Raw genomic sequence first — 23,513 nt, 5'->3', positions numbered from 1 at the left:
CAAAATTAATCAGTGGTTACTTAACCTTGTTGTTTCTTCCCCGGTCCAAATGTTGTAAAAAGGCGCCATGAAAATTCCGAAACGAATCCAGCCCCTGATCGACGAAGGCCTGATTGATGAAGTCATCACCAGGCTGATGAGCGGTAAGGAGGCCGATGTCTATGTGGTGCGTTGTAACGCGGAGGTCCGCTGCGCCAAAGTCTACAAAGAAGCCGCCAAGCGTGGCTTCAAACAGGCGGTGCTCTATCGGGAAGGCCGCAAAACACGTAATAGCCGTCGCTCCCGCGCCATGGACAAAGGTTCAAAGTTTGGTCGTGAGCAGCAGGAGCAAACCTGGCAGACTGCCGAGGTAGACGCGCTTTATAAGCTCGCCAATGCCGGCGTGCGGGTTCCCCGCCCTTATGGCTGTGTCGATGGCGTGCTGCTGATGGAGCTGGTAACCGACAGTGAAGGCTCGGTGGCGCCCCGCCTGAGTGAGGTCACCCTGTCACCCGAACAGGCTCTGAAAGACCATGCTCAGCTCATGGGGTACGTGGTGCGCATGCTTTGTGCGGGCCTGGTTCATGGGGACCTGTCTGAATTCAATATATTGGTCGGTGAAGACGGCCCGGTCATTATCGACCTCCCTCAGGCGGTGGATGCGGCCGCTAATAACAATGCCGAGGCGATGCTGGAACGGGATGTTAATAACGTAAGCAATTACTACGGCCAGTTCGCGCCGGAATTGCTCAATAGCCAATACGCCAAGGAAATCTGGAAGCTGTTTGAGGACGGTGAATTACATCCGGATGTCAAACTGACCGGTATTTTTGCTGAAGATACACGCAGCGCCGATGTGGATGGCGTGCTGCAGGATATCGAATCAGCCCTGGTCGAAGAACAGAACCGGCGACAGCGTCTGACCGAAGCTGAAGAGCAGTCCTAGCTTCGAAGCCCTCCGGCTGCCAAGAGCAATTATTTTTTCCCCAACATCTTGTTGAAATTCTCAATAATGTCCATGGGCAGCGGGAACACGATGGTGGAGTTCTTCTCGCCGGCGATTTCCGTCAGGGTCTGCAGGTAACGAAGCTGCATGGATTCCGGTTGCTCGGCGAGCTGGGTGGCTGCCTCCACCAGTTTCCTCGCCGCTTCCGCTTCACCACTGGCGTGGATGACCTTGGCTCGTCGCTCCCGCTCTGCCTCAGCCTGCTTGGCGATGGCCCTGATCATGCTTTCGTCCAGATCCACGTGCTTGATTTCCACGTTGGAGACCTTGATTCCCCAGCCGTCGGTCTGGATGTCCAGTATGCCCTGGACGTCGGCATTCAGCCGCTCCCGCTCTGCCAGCAGTTCGTCCAGCTCGTGCTGCCCCAGCACCGATCTCAATGTGGTCTGGGCCAGCTGACCGGTGGCTTCCATGAAGTCTTCCACGTTGATGATGGCTTTTTGCGGGTCAACCACCCGGAAGTACAGCACGGCATTAACCTTGACCGAGACATTGTCGCGGGTGATCAGGTCCTGGGTCGGGATATCCCAGACGACGGTGCGTAAATCCACTTTGACCATTTGCTGGAAAAACGGGATGACGAGGATGAGCCCGGGGCCTTTCACTTTATAAAAACGACCAAGCAGGAAAATGACGCCCCGGTCGTATTCCCGCAGCACTCGAAATGAGCTGACGAGCAGGATCAGGACGATAGTGGTCAGCACTACTAAAAATGATTGCATAAGCCTAGCCCTCTTCTGTGTCTGGTCCGGGTTGCCGGTGGGTGACGGTCAGCGTCAACCCGTCAACGCCAGTAATTTCAAGTTCCTGCCCTTTTTTGACCGGGAGATCGGAAATGGCCTTCCAGTTTTCACTGAAGGCGCGAACATGGCCTTCGCCATTGAAGTCTTCGTTAGCAATGGCCACGCTGCCCGGCATACTCTCCATGCCGGTTGTTACACGCCGGTGCCGCGACGTGAAGACGGCCCCCAGCGCGAAAAAGAATACCCCCGCCGAAGCGGCCGCGAAGGCGCCGATAATCGCCAGGGAGATCTGGAAGGCCTCCATTTCGGTATCCATCAGCATGACCGACCCCAGTACAAAGGCAGCCACACCGCCGAGACCGAAGACGCCAAAACTTGGCGACAGGGCTTCCACCACCATCAGTCCGATGCCGACGATAATCAGTGCCAGACCGGCATAGTTGATGGGCAGCATCTGCAGGGCGAAGGCTCCCAGCAACAGGCAGATAACACCAGTGATGCCTGGCAGTCCCATGCCCGGATTATAGAATTCAAGTATCAGCCCGTAGATGCCGATCATAAGCAGAATATAGGCCACGTTGGGGTCGGTAATCATGGCCAGGAATTTCTCTCGCCAGTCCGGTTCCACCAGCGTGATAACCGGGTCGTTCAGGGCCAGGGTTACAGAGCGTCCGTCGATGGTGGTTGAGCGGCCGTTGAGTCGGGCGAGGAGATCATAGATGTCGTCTGCCATCAGATCGACGACGCCCAGCTCCAGCGCCTCGGAGGCGGGCAGGTTGGCTGCCTCGACGACCGTCTGCTCGGCCCACTCGGCGTTTCTGCCCCGCAGTTCCGCCAGGGCTCTGATATAAGCCACCGCGTCATTGAGCACTTTGCGCTCCATCGCGGTACCGGGCAGTGAAGACGGTGCCGCTTCCTGGTCTGCTTCCTCTTCGTCGTCAGAGGCCGGCTGTTCCGGCATGGTGGGCAGTGGGAAAGGCCCCCCTTCGCCACCCAGGTTGACCGGTGTAGAGGAGCCGATATTGGTGGCCTGCGCCATGGCGGCGAAATGACTGGCATACATGATATAGGTGCCGGCGCTGGCGGCTCTGGCGCCGCCCGGTGCCACCCAGCCTGCGACCGGGACCGGTGAGGCCAGTATGCTGCGGATGATGTCCCGCATGGCCAGATCCAGCCCGCCCGGTGTGTCCAGGCGCAGAACGACCAGCGCGGCTTCAGCGGCGGCCGCGTCGTCCAGGGAGCGCATGACAAAATCGGCACTGGCGGGGCCGATAGCACCCTGCAGATCCACCAGCCAGACGTCCTGTGCCTTGAGTGGTGCAACCGCCAGCAGCAGTACGACCACCAGCCAGCATCTTGTTATGCAGCTGCCGGAAGAAGGTGTTTGGCGCAATAATCCGCACATAGAAACATCATACGCCCAAACAGGACAATCTGAAACCGCCCGCGTCAATTCGCCATGCCAGCGATCGTCTGAAGGCATCACCGCGGCGTTGTCATGCCTGGCAAGGGAGTAACCCTTCCCTGCACACGACGCCGCGCAGTAGCGCCTGACAGGCTCCCGCAGAGCGTCGTGGTACTTAATCAGAGGCTGCTTAACCAGAGGTCTCCTGCCCTACTCCGGATCACTTGCTCCCGGAGTAAGATTGAAGCGTTGGTACAGGTAGGCAAGGCCAAGCAGGCTGAGCCCGAGCCCCATGAACGTGGTTACCCGCAGCAGGCCTTCCAGGTCCGCCATGTCCACCAGAAAAATTTTCGCCACCACCAGCAGTAAAAGTGCCATGCCGCCCTGATAGACGGTTCTGCCATAACGCAGTGACCCCGCGAGCAATACCAGGATGGAGAACAACAGCCAGACGATGGTGTAGGTATACAGTTCGCCGTTGCCGGTCGGCAGGTTGAGATTGATCGACTCCTGCCACAGATGGCGGATTTCCAGGTTCACGAAGATGAATCCGGTCAGGCAGCCGGCGTAGGCGAAATGGCGCTTGAGGCGTGGATCATAAAAACGAAACAGCAGGATGCTGACCAGTACCGGGTAGCCGAATGCCAGCAGCAGCAGGTTGAAGATCGGCGTGCTGCCAACCTGCTCGCCACCCCAGGCAGGATTGAGCGGGAACAGAACCAGCGCATAGCTGAAAATCGACAGGCAGAGAAGCAGCCTGGACGCCAGCAGGTACCAGCCGGCAAGCAGTTGGCCTGTCAGGTGGCGACGATAGTAAACCAGGGCCAGGCTCGACCAGGCTGCGGTATTGATGGCGAATTCTGTCAGTTCAAAACGCAGGGCATAAACATTGCCCTCGTAGAGCCAGTAGCGGGTCTCGGCCCAGAGGGTGAGCACCAGCAGATGCAGGGTGGCTGCCTCCAGCCATTTGCGCAGCGCCGGTTCGCCGCTGGCAAGGCGGCAGGCAAGGCCGGCCAGCAGCGTCGATCCACCGTACGTCCACAGGGACCAGTGAACCTCGTTGGAATAGCTGAGGAGCCAGGGATTGAGGGTAAGTCTGACCACCACCAGGCCCAGTACCGCTTTAACCAGCAGCCCCAGCGCTGGAAGCTGGAATCTGCCCATCAGCCAGGTCAGTGAAATCAGCTGCGTTGCCAGGGCCAGGGTCAGGCTTGCTTCTCGCAGTACTATGGCTACCGCCAGCGCGTAGCCGAAGTGACCGCCCAGTATCAGCCACACGTTTATCGCGCTGTCCCGTGGCTGGTCGGAATCGGCCCTTTCCGCTGAGCGGTGGAGCCTCCAGAATGCCAGTCCCAGGTAGCCCATCCCCAGCAGTACTGCCAGGGCTCCCCAGTACACCGATTGCGACAGATCGGTCACCAGCAGGTAGCTCAGGGACAACCAGGCCAGGGGAGCCAGAACTATCATGGCGACCCACAGGGCATGACGGCTTCTCAGGTAGTTGTAGCCGCCCAGCGCGACATGCAGCGCCGTCATCCAGCCGGCGTAGACCAGGAAGCTGGCCTGGTCTGCGTCATGCAATCCGGCAAGCTGCCAGCCGTTGCCAGGCTCCAGGCCGCGTCCGAACCAGGCCAGCAACTGGATCGCCAGAGCGCCAACGGGAACCCATTGCAGGGCGGGGCGACTGCCACCGGCGAGGAGCAGAATAACCACCAGGGGGGTCCAGTAAAAAAGCGAATCAGCTACAGATCTCTCAAATTGAATGCTGATTCCAAATGCGAGGACCAGCAGTGCGACGGAGCGCAGCAGGAGCCCGTCGGCCGGACTCCTGCTTGTACCGGGCTGCGGGTTTTTCTGCAGCGCCCAGTCGCCCTCAGGCAAAGCCAGAAACAGGTAGGTGAGGGCGGCGAGGTAGTAGCCGCGGAATCCCTCCGCGTCGCCTGTTGTTAACGACAGGCACCACCAGCCCAGAGAGCCCGTCAGCATGCCCAGCCACAGCCACGGTCGGTAGACCCGCCGCATCAGGAAAATGGCCGCCGCGGTGATGATCAGGCTGTAAAGATAAAGGCCCAGGATACTGTCACTGCCGGTATCCACCAGCAGGGGTACGATATAGGCGCCCAGTATCCCCAGAATGGCCAGCACCGGCCCGTGGACCAGGGCCAGTGACAGGGTGAGCAGCGAAATCAGGGCCAGTAAGCCGAATACCAGTAAGGGTGGCAGTAACCCGTAAAGCAGCAGGGCGGCAAGCAGGGCTGCATACAGGGTGATACTGGCGCCACCGGCCAGGGCGGCAAAAGCGTTGTAGTGTCCTTTGTTATGGCGTCGCAGCCATTCGGCCAGCCCGTGCAGTGCCAGGCCGGCCAGGATGCCGACCGTAACCCGGGCCGCCGGGCCCAGAAGCCCCTGCTCGATGGAATAGCGCACCAGGAATATGCCCGCCAGGGAGACCGACAGGCCCCCCAGCCAGATCATCCACTGGTCTTTGACTGATGCAAGCCAGCCAAACGGGTTTAGGGGCGGTCGGGAGGTCTCACGTTTGGCTGCCGACCCGGCTGCGAGTCCGGCCTTGCGTACGCCGCTCCACAGCTCTGCGTCTCTGGCACGTGCGGCGGTGTTCACGGTTTCATTCTGTTTCGACGGGGCGCTGGCCGGCGATTGGGACCGGCGTGCCCCGGGAATTTTTGCAAAGTCATCGGGCAGCCCGATTGAATGGGCGCTGGAATCCGGGTCGAGTTCGTCGAGTCGATTGGCGACCGATCGGAGGGTACTGTGCAATAGATCCAGCTGCCCGGTCAGGGTTCTGATCTTGAGGAACGCAACCCAGCCCAGCACCGAGCCGGCCAGCAGAAATAAAGTGAGAAGAATGGCAAACAGGGTCATGAGACACCTCGAAAGCGGCTGCCAGTGGAGAACCATGGCGCCGGTGTTCGTCTGCTCGGAGTAGCCGTGTTGTTATGTTTTCTGGCGCGGTCCTGGGAGCGGCAGCTACCGTAATTTTGGCCGCGCTGTCAGCTTAGCTGCGCCGCAGTATCCGGCAAGCTTCGCGAAAGTTGTTGTGTTTCGCAAGTCATTAATGGAAAAGTTGGACTTTGAGAGGGGCCGGGCAGTCCGAAGGAGCCTCTGATTAATTGCGCAGAGGCTCCCTGATCCCGTAAAGAGGTTTCAGGTCTGCTCTACGGTGTTTTTAACCTGAGCACAAGAATCTGCACACAGGGCGTCTATTTATGTTATGCGGCTATTTTTTTGCCGCCTGGGTTCTCTAGCCGTAACCTTCGGCGACAAGCTCCAGTGTTGCAGCAAGCAGCACGTTGCAGCCTTTTTCCACGTCATGCCAGTGGCTCCACTCGTCCGGTGCGTGGCTGACTCCGCCGACACTCGGTATGAAAAGTAGTCCGGTCGGGATGATGTCGGTAAAAAACTGGGCGTCGTGTCCTGCGCCGCTGGGCATGACGATAGTATCGTATTCCAGCTTCTCGGCGTGGCGCTTCAACAGGTCAATCATACCGGGGTCGCAGTGCTTGGGTTCCAGCCAGCTCATCTGGTCGTACTCGAACATCAGTCTGTGCCGCCGGGCAATGGAGGAAAGTACCTTGCGACAGCTGTTCGCCAGTTCCGTCATGACTGTCTCCGACATATCCCTGCCTACCAGGGTGAATTCCGCCTCGCCCGGAACAGTGTGTGCGTAGCCGGGTTTCAGTTCGACGCGGCCGATAGTCAGGCGGGTTTTATCAGTGCCTTCTTCGTCGATTATGCGGGAAATTTCATGGGCAAAATCCGCGACGCCCATAAAGGCGTCGCTGCGCAGGTCCATAGGCGCGGTGCCGGCGTGATCGGCCTTGCCCTTGAACTTGATCAGCCATTTGAAAACGCCGGAGATGCCCTCTACCACGCCGATGTCCTGGCGGGCTTTTTCCAGCACCGGGCCCTGTTCGATGTGCAGCTCCAGGAAGCCCACCAGGGTTTTGGGATCCCGCGCTGCTTCCATGGCATGGTGGTAGCGCAGCTGGCATTTGGCCATGGCTTCCCGCAGGGATTCTCCGGAAGCGTCCTGAGCCCGCTCCAGCCAGTCCAGCGTCAGCTGGCCGGTCAGTGCCTGGGAGCCCAGCATGCCGCCGAAGCGGCCCTCTTCCTCGCTGGTTGCCACGACCTCCACGGCGTGTTTCAACGGGATCTGGTTCTCCTGCAGGACCCGAATGCACTCGAGCCCTGCAATCACGCCAAGTACGCCGTCAAACATGCCGCCTGCGGGCACTGAATCCAGGTGCGAGCCTATCAACAGGGCTTTCTTGCTTTTGTCTCCCAGTCGGCCAATGACGTTGCCGGCGCCATCCATGTGGGGCTCGAGGTCCAGTTCGCTCATCCGTTTGCTGAGCCAGTCACGGGCCTCCATGTCAGCCTGGCTGAAACCCTGTCGGTAGATGCCCTGGTCTTCCGGGTTGTAGCCGATTCGCGCCAGAGCATAGAGATCATTCTGAACCCGTTCCAGATTTATTTTCAGTGTCATCAGTCTGTACCAAGCCTCACGCGATGGAATGAAAGTTCTTAAACCGGGAATTTCCTCAGGCCGCCCAATTCAACTGTCTGGCCCGTCGGGCGGCAAGGGCCGGAATATCCTGCTCGATGAACTTCTCATGCATGATCTGTACGCACAGCATGTGATTGATGACAGCATCGATCTGCACCTGCTCCGCTGCCACGGTGGCCTTGTCTTCATGACGACTAAACAGTGCCCTTACCCCGTCTGCACAGAGTAATCCAGAACGATCGATCGCCTCGTCGCTCAAGAGCCGGGTTGAGAGGTTCTTCATCTGTTGCCATTTGACCTGGTCGGTATGGGCCGGCGGTGCCATGAAGGCAAATTTCTCCCGCTTGTACAATACCTCGGGCAGGATACCCTTCATCGCTTCCCGCAACACATACTTCTCTGTGCGGCCTTTGATGCGCAGTTCGGGCGGCAGGCTGACAGCCATCTTCGCCAGGTGGTGATCGAGAAAGGCTGGTCTCGCTTCCATGGAGTTGGCCATGTCGACGCGATCTCCGCCCCAGGTCAGAATCTGGCCTTCCAGCATGGTCTTGCACCAGACATACTGAGCCTTGTCCAGCGCGTGACGACCTTTCAGTTGCTCGGTGTCGAGAGTTTCCGCGATCGCCGCACCGGGTCTGTAATCCTTGAGGGTTTCCCGCATGTCCTTATTCAGCAGGGCGGGGACCAGTTCTCCGCACGCCAGCCAGGGCTGCAGGCAGGAGGGTGTAAATCCTACCTTGAAATGCAGATCCGGGTCGTCCACCTGCTCGCGGGCCAGCATGGCGCCGCTGAACAGCGCATTGCTCTCGTCCAGCAGGCTGTGCCAATGCTGCTTTTCTTTTTCGTCGAGGCTGTCGAGACCGTGCAGGAACATGTCACGGCGAAATGCCGGGTAGCCCCCGAACAACTCATCCGACCCTTCGCCGGTCATCACTACCTTGTAGTTGTTCTCGTTGACATGCCGGCTCATGAGGAACTTCGCCACTGCCAGCGTGTTGTAGATGCTTCGCTCGGTGTGCCAGATAGTCTCTTCGAAATGACCATAGAGTTCGTTACCTGACAACATCATGATGTCCTGGTCAGCGCCGCAGCGCTCGGCCATCTGACGGGCAATAGGACTCTCGTCATAGTCCTTGTTGTCGAAACCGATGGTGAAGGCCTTGACCGGGCCCTGGCGGCAGGCGGAGGCCAGGCCGATAATGGCGCAGGAGTCGATGCCCCCGGACAGGTAGCTGCCCACCGGCACGTCGGCTTCCAGGCGCAGGGCCACCGCGTTGAGTAATTCCTCCCGTACCAGTTCCACAGCCTGCTCTTCCTGCATGGGCGCTCGGTCAGCTTCCCGGGGGAAATCCAGGTCCCAGTATTTCTTGTCCGCGACGTGAAGCTGGCCGTCCTTACGGGTAATGGTGACGATGTGCCCGGGCTTTACCTGGTGGATGTTTTTAAACGCCGTGGTGCCGGGCACCATGGTCTGCATGAGCTGGTGATAAAGCCCTTCGGGAGTGAATTCCCGATTAACCTCAGGATGTGAAAAAAGAACTTTCAGTTCAGAACCGAAGATGAGCTTACCGTTGACCTGGGTCCAGTACAGTGGCTTGATGCCGAATCTGTCCCGCACCAGGTGCAGGGTTTGGTTCTCACGATCGTACAGGGAGAAAGCGAATTCCCCGCGCAACTGTTCGAGGGTTTTCTCCATGCCAAGGCGCGGGTAAAGATGCAGGATGATTTCCGAGTCACTCTTGGTCTGAAAGCGGGCTTCGTCGGCGGTCAGCCGCGCCCTGATGCGCTGATAATCGTAAAACTCTCCGTTGTGGGCCAGCAGCAGGTTGCCGTCCTGACTGACAAAGGGCTGTTTGCCACGACTCTCGTCCAGATCGATGATAGATAGCCTGGCGTGGCTGAAACCGACGCCGTGGTTGTCCAACGTCTTATAGCCAAAACCGTCTGGCCCGCGGTGCTGCTGGATGGCGGCCATATTGACCAATAGCTGAGGGTCCGGACTGGTTCCTGAGTCGGCATGTAAAATACCCGCGATTCCACACATGAGTCGGTTATTTCTCCTGTTGGTTTAAAAGGTGAGTAAACCCAAAAGAGCATACTTTGATTGGGTGAATCTATTGCGCGCAGCCGCCGCGCGTTAATCCAGCAGCCGGTTGGCGGTCTAAACCACGTCCATGACCCGTTCGGTGCGCTGTACCAGGCAGGTCAGTAGCGCCATGCGCAGGAACACTGCACCCCGTGCCTGGGCGAAATACCAGTTGTGGTGGGTTTCATCCAGGTCGGTGCTCAATTCTTCTCCCCGGGCGAGCGGGTGCATGACAATCGCCGAGTTTTTCAATTTCGTGGTGGAGTCGAGTTTGAACGAGGTGCCGTAGGACTCGTAGCTGTCTTTGATCCAGGCTATGGCGTTGATGTAGATGATATCCAGCTCATGAACTACGGCATCCAGGTCTTGAGTCTCGCGAACAGTCACGCCGGCTTCCCTGATCTGTTCTGAAAGCCGGGGGCCGTAGATGTCTTTGGTCGAGCCATCATGTATCAGCGTGATGTCATTGAAGATTTCTGGAAATTTAATCATCAGCTTCAACAGGCTGCGTACGGTCCGCATCTTGTCCGGAACACCGATGATCCCCACTTTCAGTCTGTTCTTTTCAGTTCCGCGGCGCTTCACCAGAGACGGTCGCCACTTGAAGATGGTGTAAATATCCGACAGCGCCTGGGTGGGGTGCTCGTCCATGCCATTGCCGGCATTGATGATCGGGATCCGCAGACTCTCCATCATATCGTACGGCGAGTCTTTGTTGTTATCCCGCAGGACTACGCAATCGCCGTAGTTGTTGAACATTTCTCCCACATCCGCGAGGGACTCGCCTTTGGCAATTCCGGTAGTGGCCCTGTCCGTTATAGACATGATATCGCCGCCCAGCCGATGCCAGGCGCTTTCGAATGACAGCCTGGTGCGGGTGCTGGGTTCGTAGAATGCGCTGATCAGTATCTTTCCCTGCAGAGGGGTGCTGAAGCGACTGGGATTGGCCTCGTACTTGGCCGCCAGTCGAAACAGCTGCAGCAGGGTTTCCTTCTTGAACTGATCCGCAGAGATAATGTGCTGATTAGCCAGTGGCAGCAGGTAATCGACATCCTCCGTAATCTGCCGCAGCAGCTCCTTGGGGTGCGCGCTGCCGTAGGTGTCAGGAGCATTACGCTTGAAAGTTACATCCGGCACTCCTACCATAGCTTGCGATTCCTCTTATCTTGAATCAAAAGGCCGATCATAATCAGTGGGGTCACGGAGGCTGCGGTCAGTGCAACCAGTATGAGCAGACTGAAGGCGGTGGGTGAAATAAGAAACATTGCTGTAGTCATCAGAAGTCCTAATGCCGGCTGCTTTCCAGTGATTTGAAATCGAATTCCTGACTATCAACAGCCGAACAGATAACGATAGTGATCAGAGAAATGGCGCAGGAAACCAGGGCGGCAACGTAAAAGCCGATAGTGAAATAAGCCAGCAGGCCCAGGCCGCTGCCAGCGACCATGCCCAGACTGGCGCCCAGCGAACTGGTGCGGCGGAAATACAGCCCGAAAACAATAGGCCATATGGCGCTGGCTACGAAAGCCCCGGTAAAGTAGAGCAGTGATGCCAGGGTGGTGATTCTTGGGAAGCACATTAGCCAGGTAAAAACTCCCAGGCCGACGATGATCCACTTGCCGGCGATTTTACATTGATCGTCTGTGGCGCCCGGGTTGATGTGGCCCCGATAGATATCCTGGGTGAGCAGGTCGGCTGTGGCGGCAAGCAGCGAGTCAAGGCTGGAGGCAAGCGCGGAAAAAATCACAACAAAGACCAGTATGCCGCCGGTGGCGCCCATGATTTCACCGGCTACCAAAGGACCGACCATGTCGGCGGCCGGGACGGTCAACCCCATGGCCGGAGCGGCCAGCGCGATAAAGCCGGCAACGATGGGAATAGGCAGCCACATGATGCCTGCGATCAGATAGGCTTTGCCGCCGATTCCTTCTCCGAAGGCAAAGGCTCTTGACCACCAGACGTTGGAATGGAAGATCTCACCGACGCCGAACAGCAGGTTATTGAACAGGAACATGATCGAGGCGGGAAACAGCAGATTGAGCAGCATCGGGCGACGTTCCTGCACCGCGCTGTACAGGGGTTCGATGCCGATGTTGTCGATGACCAGCCAGGCGACGACGGTTACTCCAACCACAATAATAAGCGTTTGAATGAAATCCGTTGCGATTACCGCCCGCAGGCCACCCAGCAGCGTGTATCCAACACAGACAACGAGGATCGCTGTCATGCCCACGCGGTAGTCAATGCCACTCAATGCGTTAACCAGGATGCCACCGGCCATGCCCAGGCTGACCAGCCAGCCAAAGGCATAACAGAAGGAGATAACCAGGAAAATCCGCCACGCCAGGTTGCCGTAACGTAGCCGAATGAAATCACCGGAAGTGTAGCCCTGGGGCAGCAGTGCCTTGATGCGGGTGGCCAACGGCGCGAACAGCACCAGCCCCACCGCGCCCAGTGAGTACCCCACCATGCCCCAGACACCCAACTGATAAGTCAGCTGCGGTGCTGTCATGGTGGTGTTGCTGGTGACCCACGTGGCCATGGCTGTCGCAGTCGCCAGGGCCAGCCCCACGTTCCTGCCGGCCAGCATGAAGTCGCTGAGGGTCTTGTTCTTGCGCCCCAGCCAGTATCCGAAACCCACCCAGATAAAGCCAAAAACTACCAGGATGACAAAGGCGAGCGAGGGTGAGAGTACCGGATTCATTGCGGTGTTTCCTCCCGCAGACCACGCTGGCCCAGAAGCAGGGTCGCTACCAGAATGCCGAACAGCGTCGCACCGAGAGAAAAGAACAGGCTGGCCCGGAGCAGGGAATGGTGAACGACCTGCACGTGGACGGTGTTACTGAAGCCTGTGCTGTCGCTGAGGCGGAAATAGTAGTTCCCGTTGACCAGGCCGCTCTGGGTGAACTGTGATGCCCCTGTTACCGACCACTCCTCAAGCCCGGCGCTGAAATCCGGTGTGCTGGATTGATGCAGTGTCAACGCAAGCGCCGGCTCGGGAGTCTCCCAGCTCAGCACGAAGTAACCCTCGGTGCTGACCGAAAGGCCACTGCTCAATGAAGGAGCGGCTTGCAGGAAAGGAGAGAATAGAAGCAGCAGGTAAAAATAAATCGGATGCAGGAGCCGACAACTGCGTTTCTCTGGCAGGTATGAATCCTGAAGTGAACCCTGTCGACTTCTGAAAGCGCAGACTGACAGGTAATTCACGTTCGGAGTCTCGCCGAGGCCCAAAACAAATTACCTAACTAGAATTCGGCAGTGATAATAACACAGCCAGGAAATTATCTAAACCGCGCCAGGGAACCTCTTGTTAAACAGAGAGTCCTGGCGCATCCGGAGGCAGGGTATTGTTGTGCTTTGTTAATGGAAATTCAGAAACTTTGCGCCAGGGGAGATGGTCTTCGCGTGCCTTACCTCAGGCCGTAGCATGTAAACTGCTGCTCTGAGCACACTGGCAGGAAATATTTTGTTAAGTACTCGGCATAACGGCCAATGTCTCGTTGTCTTGGCACTGAGAGCTGCTAGATTGCGTGAGATTAGATTATTGAAGTGCAGCGATGAATCAGGCAACCGTATTACAGCAGATCAGGCAGCAGACAGAGGCGATACTTGCGCCCATGCTGCAGTCGGCAATTGACGAGGCCGCCAGGTCCCTGGCCGGGTCCGAAGCCGGCGGCGTGGCAGCCGCTACCCTGCTGACGGCGAAGCCGCAGGTCTGTGAGCGGTTCTGCAGATATTTTGCTTACAGCTTTGAAAGGTTGGCTGGTGATGAACCCCGGAAGATTGTGCTCGGCGACTATCCCGGTCTGAGCCTGGTTGATGAACAGTTTCTCGAGGCAGCGAATGCGATGGAGGGCATGATCAACTATGCGCGAAATACCTGCATCAAACTGCTGATAAATTTCAACACCCGACTCGATGAACTGTTACCGGCCCTGAGCGTCGATGAAACCAACAGTCCGCTTGATCCCGACAGGATAGCCCAGGCCTTTATCGATGCCCTGGCACCTTTGGAAATTGATCGTCAGTTCACGCTGCCTGTGTATCGGCACTTTAACAGTGCTGTTCTTCGCAATCTGCACGAACCCCTCGCCAGAGCCAATGAGGTCTGCATCGCCAACGGCCTGTTGCCGGAGCTGGTGATTGATGGCCGAAGTCGAGAGGCGCAATTGGAACGACGCAGTAGCGCACGCCCCGACAACAGTCCGCTGGATCGGGCGTTTCCGCTGTCCCGGTCTCAGGCCCAGGCACGGCCCACCAGTTCGGCTGCGAACCTGGTGGCGCTGATACGAGGCCTGTTGCATGGTGACGCCAGCCCTGCCGATTCAGCCCACAGCGACAGTTTTTCCGGGGACACCTTCGCCCCGGAGGTGGTGGTTCCTGTTGCAGTGCTGACAGAGCGACAGTTTACCGGCAGTCTGTTCGGTGAACTGGGCCTGCTTCCGCTAAGGGCTCATCGTGATATGGAGGTTGCGGGACGCGATGTGCTGCTGATTTCCCGCTCGCGGCTGCTGGAACTGCTGGATCAGGTTCAGGCCGAGATAATCGCCCAGATTAATCGGCAGGGAGAGGCCAGGATCGATCACCGCCAGTTTGCTACGTTGTTGAGTGCTCAGTTATTCGAGTCATCGGTTGCGGGTACGGTCAATGCTATTGACGGTGCAACCTTCGACACACTGCTGATAATAAGCCTGCTGTATGAAACACTCTGTCGTGATGTCTCCCTGGTGGCTCCCATCAAGGAACTGATCCTCGCTACCCAGGTAGTGATGATGAAAGTGGCGCTGCACGATGACAGCCTGTTCAGACAGGCTAATCACCCGGCCAGGTTGCTGCTGAACGAGGTGGCCAGCGCCGGGGTCTGTGGGCTGGAGCTGGATGAGCTTCGCGAAGATCCCGTTTATAACAAGCTGGAAGATCTGCTGATCAGACTGGTTATGGAATACGATGGCGGAAATCAGTTGTTGGAGGAACTGCTGCTTGAGCTGGAGCAGTTCAAGCGGGCCAACAGGGAAGCTGTCAGACAAGCTGCCCTGACCGCGAATCCAGGTGCCCGGGAGTGTCAGAGACGCATTGCAGAAATCAACCGCTATGTGCGCCAGAAAATTCAGGAGCGGGTGAGTGAGCCACTGCCGCCGATTCTGGACGAACTGGTCAATACGCACTATCACCAGTTTCTGGTGGATGTGGTACTGCGGGATGGCCAGGGCAGTTACAGCTGGATACTGGTGATAAAGATACTGGACCTGCTGCTGTGGACAGTAAAGTCCGACAAGAAAGAAGGCGACTACCAGCGTTTTCAGCGTCTCAATCCCATGCTGCTGCCGAATCTTCGCAAGGCGCTGTTGAACAGCGGTCTGCAGGGTTCTGCCTGCGACGTCCTGCTGGACAGCCTGCAGGAGGTTCAAGTGGCCAGCTTTCGCGCGGCACTTTCGCCCTGTGCAGAACAGCACTCAGGGCTGATAGCCGGCCGGCTGGGGTCGGTAAACCGCGACCCTTCGGTGGAGGTGGATCTCAGGTCGGGCCCGGAAGTTCAACCCCGCACGGAGATCTCTCGAAATCAGACCGCCCCGCTATCTGAGTCCGTTTCCGGCAAGTACCTCTCTCAGGTTGATAAATTGCCGGTGGGCAGCTGGTTACGTTTTCACATGGAGGGCGATCAGGCGCTCTATTGCACTTTGGCAGCCAGATTTCAGTCCATGGGGCGACTGGTCTTCGTAAACAGCAAAGGTGTCAAGGTGGTGGAAAAAACCCGCCAGGGACTGGCCCTGGAGCTCGAGGAAGGCACGGCCGGGATAGTCAGCGAATGGCCGCTGTTTGAGCGGGGACTGGAAGGCGTCGTGGCGCGGCTGCGTGAACGTCGCCGATAGGGCCCCCGACCAGTTTTCGCCATGTTCCGGCCGCCAGACAGGCCCGTCGGCAATCTGCCTGAATTTTCCTATCCGTTGAGCTGAGCGCCTGGCACTGCCAATGGCCGCAACCCGCTCTACGCTGCCCCGTTCAAACCCGGTATACTCAGTCGCTTTTTAAGAGCGGTGGTCTCTATGTCGCACAATAAAAACAGATCTGTTTGCTGGTTAAAAGTGTCGCTGCTGGGCGCGTTTGGCGTCACTCTGCCAACCGGCCTGTCAGCGCAGGACGTCGAGGAAATCGTTGTTATAGGCGTGACACCGGTTGCTGGTCTGGGGCAGGATCTCAATAAGCTGCCGTTCAATGCCCAGACCATCGGTGCTGATGACCTGCAGAATTCCCTCAGCCTGGACCTGACCGATCATCTGAACAGCAATCAGGCCAGTGTCACTTTGAACGCGGCCCAGAATAATCCCCTGCAACCCGATCTACAGTACCGTGGATTTACCGCATCACCGTTGTTGGGCCTGCCACAGGGGGTGGCCGTTTACCAGGACGGTGTCAGGGTGAATGAACCCCTTGGTGATGCGGTGAACTGGGATATGTTGCCCGAATCCGCAATTGCCAGCCTGACTCTGCTCAGCGGAGCCAACCCGGTGTTTGGCCTCAATGCCCTGGGTGGTGCCATCAATATCACTATGAAGAACGGATTCAACTACAGTGGCAGCGGCGCGGAGCTTTCCAGCGGTGCCTGGGGACGGGCTGTCGGCAGCCTCGAAACCGGGGGTAATAACGGCGTCTGGGGCTACTACCTCAATCTCAGCCATTTCGAGGAGGACGGCTGGCGGGATCTGTCGGCATCCGAGGCCACCAACCTGTATGGCAGTTTCAGCTGGCGCGACGGAGACCGCTCAGCGCTCGACCTGGCTTTACAGGGCGGCGTCAGTGAACTGACTGGCAACGGGGCCGCTCCTGCCGGTCTGTTGAAACTGGACCGCGAAGCCATTTTCACGGCGCCGGATATTACCGAAAACGACCTGACCATGCTCAGCCTCAAGGGCAGTCACTATTTTAACGAAAGCCTGTTGTTTTCCGGCACCGTGTATCGCCGCGACAACGATACCGACGCGTTCAATGGTGACGCTTCAGAATTTGAGTCGTGTGAATTTGCCGGCGGCGCGCAGGCATTACTGGAGGAGGCCGACGACGTCGAGGACCTGCTGGCCAGCGAACTGGGAATCGATCTCGACCTGATCTGTGACGGCGGTGTCTCTTCCATTACCAGTTTCAACACCTTGGAACAGTTCATCGCTGATCAGGCTGCACTGGCCGGTCTTGTTGCCGACGATTTCGAATTGGAGGATGTGTCTTCCAGTATCAGCGGCAGCGGCATTTTCAGTGACGAGGCTATCAACAATATCAGTAATCGCCGGCAGACCAGCGAAGGCCTGGAGGGGCAGCTGACTTTTCTCCAGGACCTGGGTGGGTTCACCAATCGTCTGGTGGCCGGCTACAGCTATTTTAACGGTGAGTCGCGCTTTGTTTCGGTTACCGAACTGGCCGGTCTGGACCCACAGACGCGATCCACCGCCGGCCTTGGCACCGGCGCCTTTTTCGATGAGGCAGCCACATCCATCAACACCCGGACAGAGAACTGGGGGCTCTACTTCATCGATTCGCTGGATTTGACCGATGCGCTGACCCTGACCGTTGCCGGCCGGTTCAATGCCAGCGAAATCACCCTGCGGGACCGCAGCGGTGAACGGCCTGAGTTGAACGGCGATCATCGCTTCACCCGTTTCAACCCCTCAATCGGATTGACCTGGCAGATCGACACCGGCTTCAATGCCTTCGTCGCCTACAACGAGTCAAACCGGGTCCCGACCCCCATAGAGCTGTCCTGTAACGATGCCATTTTCAGCGCCGCACAGCAGCGGGTTGAAGAACAGGGAGGTGACCCTGACGACGTGGAGTTCGAGTGTCGCCTGCCCAATGCGTTTCTGGCGGATCCGCCCCTGGACGATGTGGTGACTAAGAACCTGGAAGCGGGATTCCGGCTTCGCTCCGACGATCTGAATTACACGATCGGCGTGTTTCACGCAGTCAACCACGACGATATTATTTTCCAGTCCACCGGCCGGGCCACAGGCCTGTTTGCCAATGTGGACAGAACCCGCCGACTAGGTGTGGAATCAGCACTGTCCGGCACCGTCGGGGCGCTGGACTGGTTCGCCACTTACAGCTATGTCGACGCTACCTTTGACGATGATTTTCTGGTCTTGAGCCCCAACCACGACTTCGCGGATGCCGACGGAAATATCAGTGTGGAGGCGGGTGATCGGATTCCCGGCATACCGAATCACCAGGCCAAGCTCGGTGGCAGCTACCACTGGGGAAACGGCCTGGTATTGGGCGCCGAAGCCATTTTCAATGGCAGCCAGTACCTGCGGGGTGATGAATCCAACCAGCTTGATGAGGTGGGCAGCTTCTCAGTGGTGAACCTGCGCGCGTTGTACGCCATCAATGACACGGTCAGTCTGTTTGCCCGGGTGACCAACCTGTTTGACTCCGAATACGAGAGTTTTGGCCTGCTTGGCGAAGACCCGGGCGAGGTACTTGATTTTCTCACCGACGACAGCCCGGTATTTCTAGGTGCCGGGGCCCCGCGCGCGGGCTGGGTTGGTGTTCGCATAAGATTCTGACCGCAAGGCAGCCTGTTACGTTGCCGAGATTGACCTGTATCAATGGCAGTCGCTCTATTGTTTCGGCTTGCTTGGTGTTTGAGTCGATCTGCGTTACGTTGGTAAGTGAACCAACGGCTTTACCAATCTGGAGAGCAATGCAGACATGAAAACCAATCATCGAGTAAGTAAAAGCGCATTAATAAAAAGCGGCCTGCTGTTTGCCGCAGCCTCTGTCCTGACCGCCTGTGGCGGGGGCGGTGAGCCGGCGCAGGCCAGGCTGCCGGTCAGTATTAACGAGGTCATGGCCTCCCTGATCAACCACTCCGCCGATCCCATCTGGGTCGCGGCATGGCAGAATCCCCAGTCAGACCGCGACTGGCGGGAGCTGGAACACCTTGCCCGCCAGCTGCAGCTGGGTGGCGCTCTGCTGACCATGCCAGGCACCGGGCCAATGGACGAAGAGTGGACATCCAACGCGCAGTGGGTAGGCTACGCCGATCAATTGAGTGCGGCGGCCGGCGGAGCAGTCAGTGCGGCCAGGTCTCGGAATGTGCAGTCGATCGCCAGTGCCGGTGACGAAATTGTCGACATCTGCGAAGGCTGCCACATTGATTTCAAGCCTGATCTGCCCACCATGAATATCTACGGTGAGCTCTCGCCGCTGCCTTCAGATCCGGATCGCTAACGGGGTTGTTTCCTGAGGTCCGGTACCGGTTAAGGTGCCGGACTTCTTTATTTCCGGTACAGGAATACGCTGTCCAGCGGAACTTTAAAAACCTCTGCTATCCTGAATGCAAGCTCAAGTGTCGGCGAGTACTTCGCCGCCTCGATGGCATGCAGGGTCTGGCGGCTGACGCCGATTTTCTGTGCCAGTTCCGCCTGGGTCATCTCGCCATGTTCGAAACGAAGTCGTCGAATATTATTGGTGATGGGCACTGGCTTGCCCATGCTAGGAACTCCGGCGATATTGGTAGAGCTGGGAAATTGACTTGATCACAGACGCCAGGATCATGGCCAGCAGGATCATGTGCCCGACCCCCAGCGGGCCGAGTTCGATCAGCGCCGAGCCGGGCAGCTCGGCAGCCGCCAGCTCACCGATGACCAGCTGGGCCAGAACCAGAATCAGCAGGCCGTTAAGCCCCCAGTAGCCGACCATATTCCCCCTGAGTTCGAACCGATAGTCCCGTTCGTCCTTCTGCTCGCTTTCGCCTGAGCGATGAATAAACCCGAACACCACCACCGAGACGATGATCGCCAGCACGATGGTTGAGACTACCAGGGATGCCATTTCCGAGACAGGCAGAGCAGTGCTTTCGCGGGTCATGAGACTGATCGCCCGGGGGAAATAATAGACGGCCACCAGAACATCGACCAGCAGCTCCGCCCACAGGTCTTTTTCCCGGATCGACATGTTTGCAGTGAGTTTCATTGGCAAGTCCTCCTGACTGCAGGAAGTTATCGCGGTAAAAATGCTGTGTCAATAATATTGGACATTATCCCTTTACGTCACGTATAAGATTTGATACATTAGTCATCGTTGAAAGGAGATATGACGATGACCAAGCAAATTAGCGTATTAGAGTTCTTCAAACAGTTCCCGGATGATGAAACCTGCCTGGACCACTTGATGACTGTGCGCTATGGCAAGCAGTTTCAATGCCCTAAGTGTAACAAGCAGTCCAAGTTCCACAGGATAGCCAAACGTCCTGTCTACGGTTGCCAGTATTGCGGCCACCAGATCAGCCCTATGGCTGGCACTCCGTTTGAAAAGTCTCGCACAGCCCTTCAGAAGTGGTTCTACGCTATTTATCTGTTCACCACATCACGACATGGCGTACCTGCTAAAGAGCTTCAGCGTCAGCTCTCAGTGACGTACAAGACAGCTTGGCGCATGGGCCACGAAATACGCCGGTACATGGGCGAAGTCGATGGCGATGACGGTCTGTCTGGTCACGTCGAGATTGACGAAGCCTACATTGGCGGCAAAGACAGTGTTCGCGGTCGCCCAACTGACAAAACTTCAAAGAAAACCGGCGTATTAGGCATGGTTCAACGCGGCGGCAATATCATCACTCGCGTTATCCCTGACGTTAAAACTGACACGCTGCTCCCGCACATCACACAGCACGTTAAGGCTGGCTCTACGATCTCAACCGACGAGTTGCACAGTTACAATGACCTATCAGAAAACGGCTACGAACATGGTGTTGTTAAACACGCTGCGAAAGAGTGGAAATCTGGCATCCACCATACAAACACAATAGAAGGATTCTGGGGCAGACTGAAGCTCTCAATTAAAGGCACTCACATCCACGTATCCCGCAAGCATATGCCTAAGTATCTTGCTGAGTTTGAGTTTCGCTACAATCGACGGGACGACCCCACTTGTCTTTTTTCGGACTTAATGGAGAGTTTTTAGCCATGCGGGAAAGAGCATTGTCAAAGGCTTGTTTATTGCCAGTTGATGGATGCTCTTCCGCGAAGCCCTTCAAGTCGTTCTCTTGGCGCGCCTCTTCTAAGCTGTAGTATTTACCCTTACTCATCCATTTTCCTTTGCGTGTAATTTGTAGTCATCAGGGAGACTCATAAAATGTCCTAGCCCAAGCCGCTTTGCTTCGTTCATTCTGACGCTTGCTACTGGCAGTGTAAACCTTCCCCATCCCTCATGCGTATCAAAAACCAACCCAAATTCCCCAAAATAGAATGATCCGGCGCATCTATTCTTGCCATAAAAGCTAAATGACTCGTTGGCGATACTTGTTATTGCTTCGCGGTGCTCATTCGTTAAATCAAAGCTGACAGAAAAATCTTTTCTCTGGGCGTGCTTAACTGATGCCAACTTTTGGGCGTTTATTGTTCCCCTTAGCACATGAACAACTGAGTCGTCGTTTCGTCTTAGCTCGATGACGTTAGAGCTTAGCTCAATAAACCTCAGATGAAATGTGGAACCATTAAATATCTGGAAATTGAAGTGTAGCTTATATCCCTTCTCATCCGTTCCAGTTACAGAAACCTGGCCAAGTGAAACAGGGATTGCGGCCTTCATATCTTTTGCGCTTTTATCTGAAGCATAGTGCGACCAATGCTGACCACACCGGTCTTTTATCCTATACGCAAGAAAGAGGCTTACCAAAGACAACAGCCCAAACAAGGGCACTATCCAGTAACTGTTCGACTCTAGCTCTGCAAAAAGCATCGTCAGCCACCCGTCCTGACCAAACGCCGTTCCAACAAGTTCTGCGACACCGAAAGCGTCTGATAGCCAAACAAAAACTGCGAAAGCGCCAGACGCGAAAGCTGCGATAATTGCGAATAATCTTTTGCCCATAATCCAATACTTGAAAGCCCACGCCAGCAAGCAGATAGAATACCGCATCCGCTCAACTTGTGGGGGGCTATCAGATATACTGATTTAGGGCAGCCCTCGCTATTTCTTTCTCCCTTGACAACCAGCGTCTTGATACAAGGCGAGGCAATGGGTGTCTCATGGAGTGCAGGCTTTACCTGCACGCTAGCTACAGGAGAAATCTTATGGCTAGTAAGAAAGGGTGCGGCTGTAAGACGCCTAACCGCGGAGCCAAGACGGTCAAGGTCAAGGCTCACAAGCGTCCCAAGCCGCGGAAGTGCTAGTGAATAACTAGCGTTTGTAGCGGGGGCTGCCCACTGTATCGGCCAATACTGGCCAATTCTCCATGTCATATACTAGACTTTCCTATACGTGACGTAAAGGGATAATGTCCATAATATTTGACATAAAGTAAAGAAAATCTAACACCTGAGTTCGTCCCCTTTGCGGGATTTCACCGTATTAACCGGGCAGAATCCTGGATAATGTCTCAATCTGAATTTGTGCTTCCGCATGGATTTTATTCTGGATAGCGCCAGGGGGGGGCTGGTTCTGGTTCTGGTTGTTGTTTTAGTTCTTCTTTTAGTGCTTTTTAGAGTTCTTTTTAGGGTTCTTTTTCGAGACCGCACCAGCCCGGGGGAAGCTGCCGACGGAGCAACGCGCATCCCTCCGGGATTCCCTCCCTCGGTCGGAAGCCCTGAAAAGCGGTCTTCCTCGGTCAGTCGGTGCTGCGTTTTGATTGCTCCGTCGGCAGCTTCCCCCGGGCTGGTGCTCAGTGCGAGGATTCAACTTCAGTGTACTGATGCAAGGGTGCGACTGTTCTTTCTACTAAGCACCATTGTCGTTCAGCGAACTACAATTACCTTCTCCTTTTTCGTCTCCGTCGAGGTCGTAGAAATTTGAGTGCCACTAAATGCCAGGGCGTGGTCGGCAGGGGGTTCGGTGGGCTGCGATTAAGGACCAGCGCTGAACGGCGAAAAATGACCGCTTTCCAGGGCATTTTTCAGAGTGAAGGCACCCGGGACGGGCGCGGTCCGCAGCACACCGAACCCCCTGCCGACCGCGCCGCTCGAAGCCACTCTGAGCCGCCCTCAAACCAGTGCCCGCTCAAAAAACAAATCAATCTGCCAAGCACCCATGTCCATGAACATTACTGACTCGCAAAACGTCCAAATAGAGACACTGCAGAGTAGAGACTGACTGGATCAGGCTGGTTTATAAGGTGTAGTATCCTGCTGTGTTTTTGAAGTGATTCACCATACAGTGTGTTTTTGCGTCCGGGGATTTGTTAATTGATACCAGCTTCCCTGATCACGACTCCATTATCTGGTCCTCAAGGAGATACCATGCAGCTGACTCCCTTCCACCTTGCTATACAGGTTCGCGATATCCATGAGGCCAGGGATTTCTATGGCGTAAAAATGGGATTGCCGGAAGGGCGCAGCGCAGCAGAATGGATTGATTTCAATCTGTTCGGACATCAGCTGGTGGTGCATCTCAACCCGGCTCTCGGGAAGTCCGGCAGGGTACCCAGTATCTCAAATGGTGTTGATGGGCAAGGGGTGCCGGTACCCCATTTCGGCGTGGTGCTGAGTTTCGAGGATTGGGAGGCGCTGGCGGAAAAAGTGCGCGTATTTATCGACGGATTCATCATCGAGCCATATGTTCGCTTCAAAGGCCAGCCCGGGGAGCAGGGTACGATGTTCTTTATTGATCCGTCGGGGAATGCCCTTGAGTTCAAGGCATTCAGGGATATAGAAGCGGAGCTTTTTGCGAAATAGAACTTGCCTCACTCCGGGCGCTGGCATCCGGGTATTTTCTGGCATACTGACTCCAGCTTTCGCATGGCTGAAGCAAGTCTCGAATATGCTTGTGGCTATGCAAAA

18 protein-coding genes are annotated in these 23,513 nt (G+C 56.5%); 7 read left to right on the top strand and 11 right to left on the bottom strand.

Annotated features, from left to right (window positions below):
• The first annotated feature begins 67 nt into the window (after window positions 1-67).
• Window positions 68-925, top strand: a complete 858-nt coding sequence (locus R3F50_01540) for a PA4780 family RIO1-like protein kinase (GenBank protein MEZ5488984.1) — start codon at window positions 68-70, stop codon at window positions 923-925.
• A gap of 29 nt (window positions 926-954) precedes the next feature.
• Here R3F50_01540 and R3F50_01535 read toward each other — a convergent pair whose 3' ends face one another.
• From R3F50_01535 to R3F50_01500, 8 genes are all read right to left on the bottom strand, one after another.
• The gene (locus R3F50_01535; protein ID MEZ5488983.1) at window positions 955-1,707 is read right to left on the bottom strand and encodes a slipin family protein; all 753 of its coding nucleotides are present in this window, start codon (window positions 1,705-1,707) and stop codon (window positions 955-957) included.
• 4 nt (window positions 1,708-1,711) lie between these two features.
• Window positions 1,712-3,073 (bottom strand): nodulation protein NfeD, encoded by a 1,362-nt coding sequence (locus R3F50_01530; protein MEZ5488982.1) that lies wholly within the window; start codon window positions 3,071-3,073, stop codon window positions 1,712-1,714.
• Window positions 3,074-3,343: 270 nt separating this feature from the next.
• Window positions 3,344-6,016 carry a DUF2339 domain-containing protein gene (locus tag R3F50_01525; GenBank protein ID MEZ5488981.1) on the bottom strand — a complete coding sequence of 891 codons (2,673 nt, stop codon included), beginning with the start codon at window positions 6,014-6,016 and terminating at the stop codon, window positions 3,344-3,346.
• Window positions 6,017-6,395: 379 nt separating this feature from the next.
• Window positions 6,396-7,634, bottom strand: coding sequence for a Zn-dependent hydrolase (locus R3F50_01520; protein MEZ5488980.1), 1,239 nt, complete (start codon window positions 7,632-7,634; stop codon window positions 6,396-6,398).
• Window positions 7,635-7,695: 61 nt separating this feature from the next.
• Window positions 7,696-9,705: an asparagine synthase (glutamine-hydrolyzing) gene (asnB, locus tag R3F50_01515; protein MEZ5488979.1), complete on the bottom strand. Its 2,010-nt coding sequence runs from the start codon at window positions 9,703-9,705 to the stop codon at window positions 7,696-7,698.
• Between the two features lie 117 nt (window positions 9,706-9,822).
• The gene (locus R3F50_01510) at window positions 9,823-10,893 is read right to left on the bottom strand and encodes an aspartate carbamoyltransferase (protein ID MEZ5488978.1); all 1,071 of its coding nucleotides are present in this window, start codon (window positions 10,891-10,893) and stop codon (window positions 9,823-9,825) included.
• A gap of 139 nt (window positions 10,894-11,032) precedes the next feature.
• Window positions 11,033-12,451: a sodium:solute symporter family protein gene (locus R3F50_01505; GenBank protein ID MEZ5488977.1), complete on the bottom strand. Its 1,419-nt coding sequence runs from the start codon at window positions 12,449-12,451 to the stop codon at window positions 11,033-11,035.
• A complete protein-coding gene (locus R3F50_01500; protein ID MEZ5488976.1) occupies window positions 12,448-12,804 on the bottom strand; it encodes a hypothetical protein in 357 nt (118 codons plus the stop codon). The genes R3F50_01505 and R3F50_01500 overlap by 4 nt, the downstream gene beginning before the upstream one ends.
• Between R3F50_01500 and R3F50_01495 the strand changes: the two genes are divergently transcribed.
• The 4 genes from R3F50_01495 to R3F50_01480 all read left to right on the top strand — a co-directional run bounded on the left by R3F50_01495 (window position 12,804) and on the right by R3F50_01480 (window position 18,966).
• A complete protein-coding gene (locus R3F50_01495) occupies window positions 12,804-12,929 on the top strand; it encodes a hypothetical protein (protein ID MEZ5488975.1) in 126 nt (41 codons plus the stop codon). The two genes, R3F50_01500 and R3F50_01495, sit on opposite strands and share 1 nt — an antisense overlap.
• A gap of 375 nt (window positions 12,930-13,304) precedes the next feature.
• Entirely contained in the window at window positions 13,305-15,617 is a 2,313-nt protein-coding gene (locus R3F50_01490) for a DUF1631 family protein (GenBank protein ID MEZ5488974.1), read from the top strand.
• A 174-nt stretch (window positions 15,618-15,791) separates the two neighbouring features.
• Window positions 15,792-18,299 carry a TonB-dependent receptor gene (locus R3F50_01485; GenBank protein MEZ5488973.1) on the top strand — a complete coding sequence of 836 codons (2,508 nt, stop codon included), beginning with the start codon at window positions 15,792-15,794 and terminating at the stop codon, window positions 18,297-18,299.
• A gap of 145 nt (window positions 18,300-18,444) precedes the next feature.
• Window positions 18,445-18,966, top strand: a complete 522-nt coding sequence (locus R3F50_01480; protein MEZ5488972.1) for a hypothetical protein — start codon at window positions 18,445-18,447, stop codon at window positions 18,964-18,966.
• 47 nt (window positions 18,967-19,013) lie between these two features.
• Here the strand turns inward: R3F50_01480 and R3F50_01475 are convergent, their stop codons facing one another.
• Both R3F50_01475 and R3F50_01470 read right to left on the bottom strand, forming a co-directional pair.
• Window positions 19,014-19,229, bottom strand: coding sequence for a helix-turn-helix transcriptional regulator (locus R3F50_01475; protein MEZ5488971.1), 216 nt, complete (start codon window positions 19,227-19,229; stop codon window positions 19,014-19,016).
• Between the two features lies 1 nt (window position 19,230).
• Complete coding sequence (locus tag R3F50_01470) at window positions 19,231-19,710, bottom strand: hypothetical protein (protein MEZ5488970.1); 480 nt, start codon at window positions 19,708-19,710, stop codon at window positions 19,231-19,233.
• Window positions 19,711-19,836: 126 nt separating this feature from the next.
• Here R3F50_01470 and R3F50_01465 point away from each other — a divergent pair, with 126 nt between their 5' ends.
• Window positions 19,837-20,700, top strand: coding sequence for an IS1595 family transposase (locus R3F50_01465; protein MEZ5488969.1), 864 nt, complete (start codon window positions 19,837-19,839; stop codon window positions 20,698-20,700).
• 120 nt (window positions 20,701-20,820) lie between these two features.
• Here the strand turns inward: R3F50_01465 and R3F50_01460 are convergent, their stop codons facing one another.
• On the bottom strand, window positions 20,821-21,609 hold the full coding sequence (locus R3F50_01460; protein ID MEZ5488968.1) for a hypothetical protein: 789 nt from the start codon (window positions 21,607-21,609) through the stop codon (window positions 20,821-20,823).
• Between the two features lie 1,364 nt (window positions 21,610-22,973).
• Between R3F50_01460 and R3F50_01455 the strand changes: the two genes are divergently transcribed.
• Window positions 22,974-23,408 carry a VOC family protein gene (locus R3F50_01455; GenBank protein MEZ5488967.1) on the top strand — a complete coding sequence of 145 codons (435 nt, stop codon included), beginning with the start codon at window positions 22,974-22,976 and terminating at the stop codon, window positions 23,406-23,408.
• The last annotated feature ends 105 nt before the right edge of the window (window positions 23,409-23,513 follow it).

Source organism: Gammaproteobacteria bacterium (assembly GCA_041395725.1).
Classification (GTDB): domain Bacteria; phylum Pseudomonadota; class Gammaproteobacteria; order Pseudomonadales; family Pseudohongiellaceae; genus NORP240.
The sequence above is the reverse complement of the archived record's forward strand: the minus strand, read 5'-3'. Positions and strand labels throughout refer to the sequence as shown.

Bases quoted from the DNA above. Each gene is read 5' to 3' on its own strand.
- R3F50_01455 (MEZ5488967.1), top strand. From the start codon at position 22,974: ATGCAGCTGACTCCCTTCCACCTTGCTATACAGGTTCGCGATATCCAT.
- R3F50_01505 (MEZ5488977.1), bottom strand. From the start codon at position 12,451: ATGAATCCGGTACTCTCACCCTCGCTCGCCTTTGTCATCCTGGTAGTT.
- R3F50_01510 (MEZ5488978.1), bottom strand. From the start codon at position 10,893: ATGGTAGGAGTGCCGGATGTAACTTTCAAGCGTAATGCTCCTGACACC.
- R3F50_01525 (MEZ5488981.1), bottom strand. From the start codon at position 6,016: ATGACCCTGTTTGCCATTCTTCTCACTTTATTTCTGCTGGCCGGCTCG.
- R3F50_01475 (MEZ5488971.1), bottom strand. From the start codon at position 19,229: ATGGGCAAGCCAGTGCCCATCACCAATAATATTCGACGACTTCGTTTC.
- R3F50_01495 (MEZ5488975.1), top strand. From the start codon at position 12,804: ATGAAGGAGCGGCTTGCAGGAAAGGAGAGAATAGAAGCAGCAGGTAAA.
- R3F50_01480 (MEZ5488972.1), top strand. From the start codon at position 18,445: ATGAAAACCAATCATCGAGTAAGTAAAAGCGCATTAATAAAAAGCGGC.
- R3F50_01490 (MEZ5488974.1), top strand. From the start codon at position 13,305: ATGAATCAGGCAACCGTATTACAGCAGATCAGGCAGCAGACAGAGGCG.
- R3F50_01485 (MEZ5488973.1), top strand. From the start codon at position 15,792: ATGTCGCACAATAAAAACAGATCTGTTTGCTGGTTAAAAGTGTCGCTG.
- R3F50_01460 (MEZ5488968.1), bottom strand. From the start codon at position 21,609: ATGGGCAAAAGATTATTCGCAATTATCGCAGCTTTCGCGTCTGGCGCT.
- R3F50_01535 (MEZ5488983.1), bottom strand. From the start codon at position 1,707: ATGCAATCATTTTTAGTAGTGCTGACCACTATCGTCCTGATCCTGCTC.
- R3F50_01470 (MEZ5488970.1), bottom strand. From the start codon at position 19,710: ATGAAACTCACTGCAAACATGTCGATCCGGGAAAAAGACCTGTGGGCG.
- R3F50_01465 (MEZ5488969.1), top strand. From the start codon at position 19,837: ATGACCAAGCAAATTAGCGTATTAGAGTTCTTCAAACAGTTCCCGGAT.
- asnB (MEZ5488979.1), bottom strand. From the start codon at position 9,705: ATGTGTGGAATCGCGGGTATTTTACATGCCGACTCAGGAACCAGTCCG.
- R3F50_01540 (MEZ5488984.1), top strand. From the start codon at position 68: ATGAAAATTCCGAAACGAATCCAGCCCCTGATCGACGAAGGCCTGATT.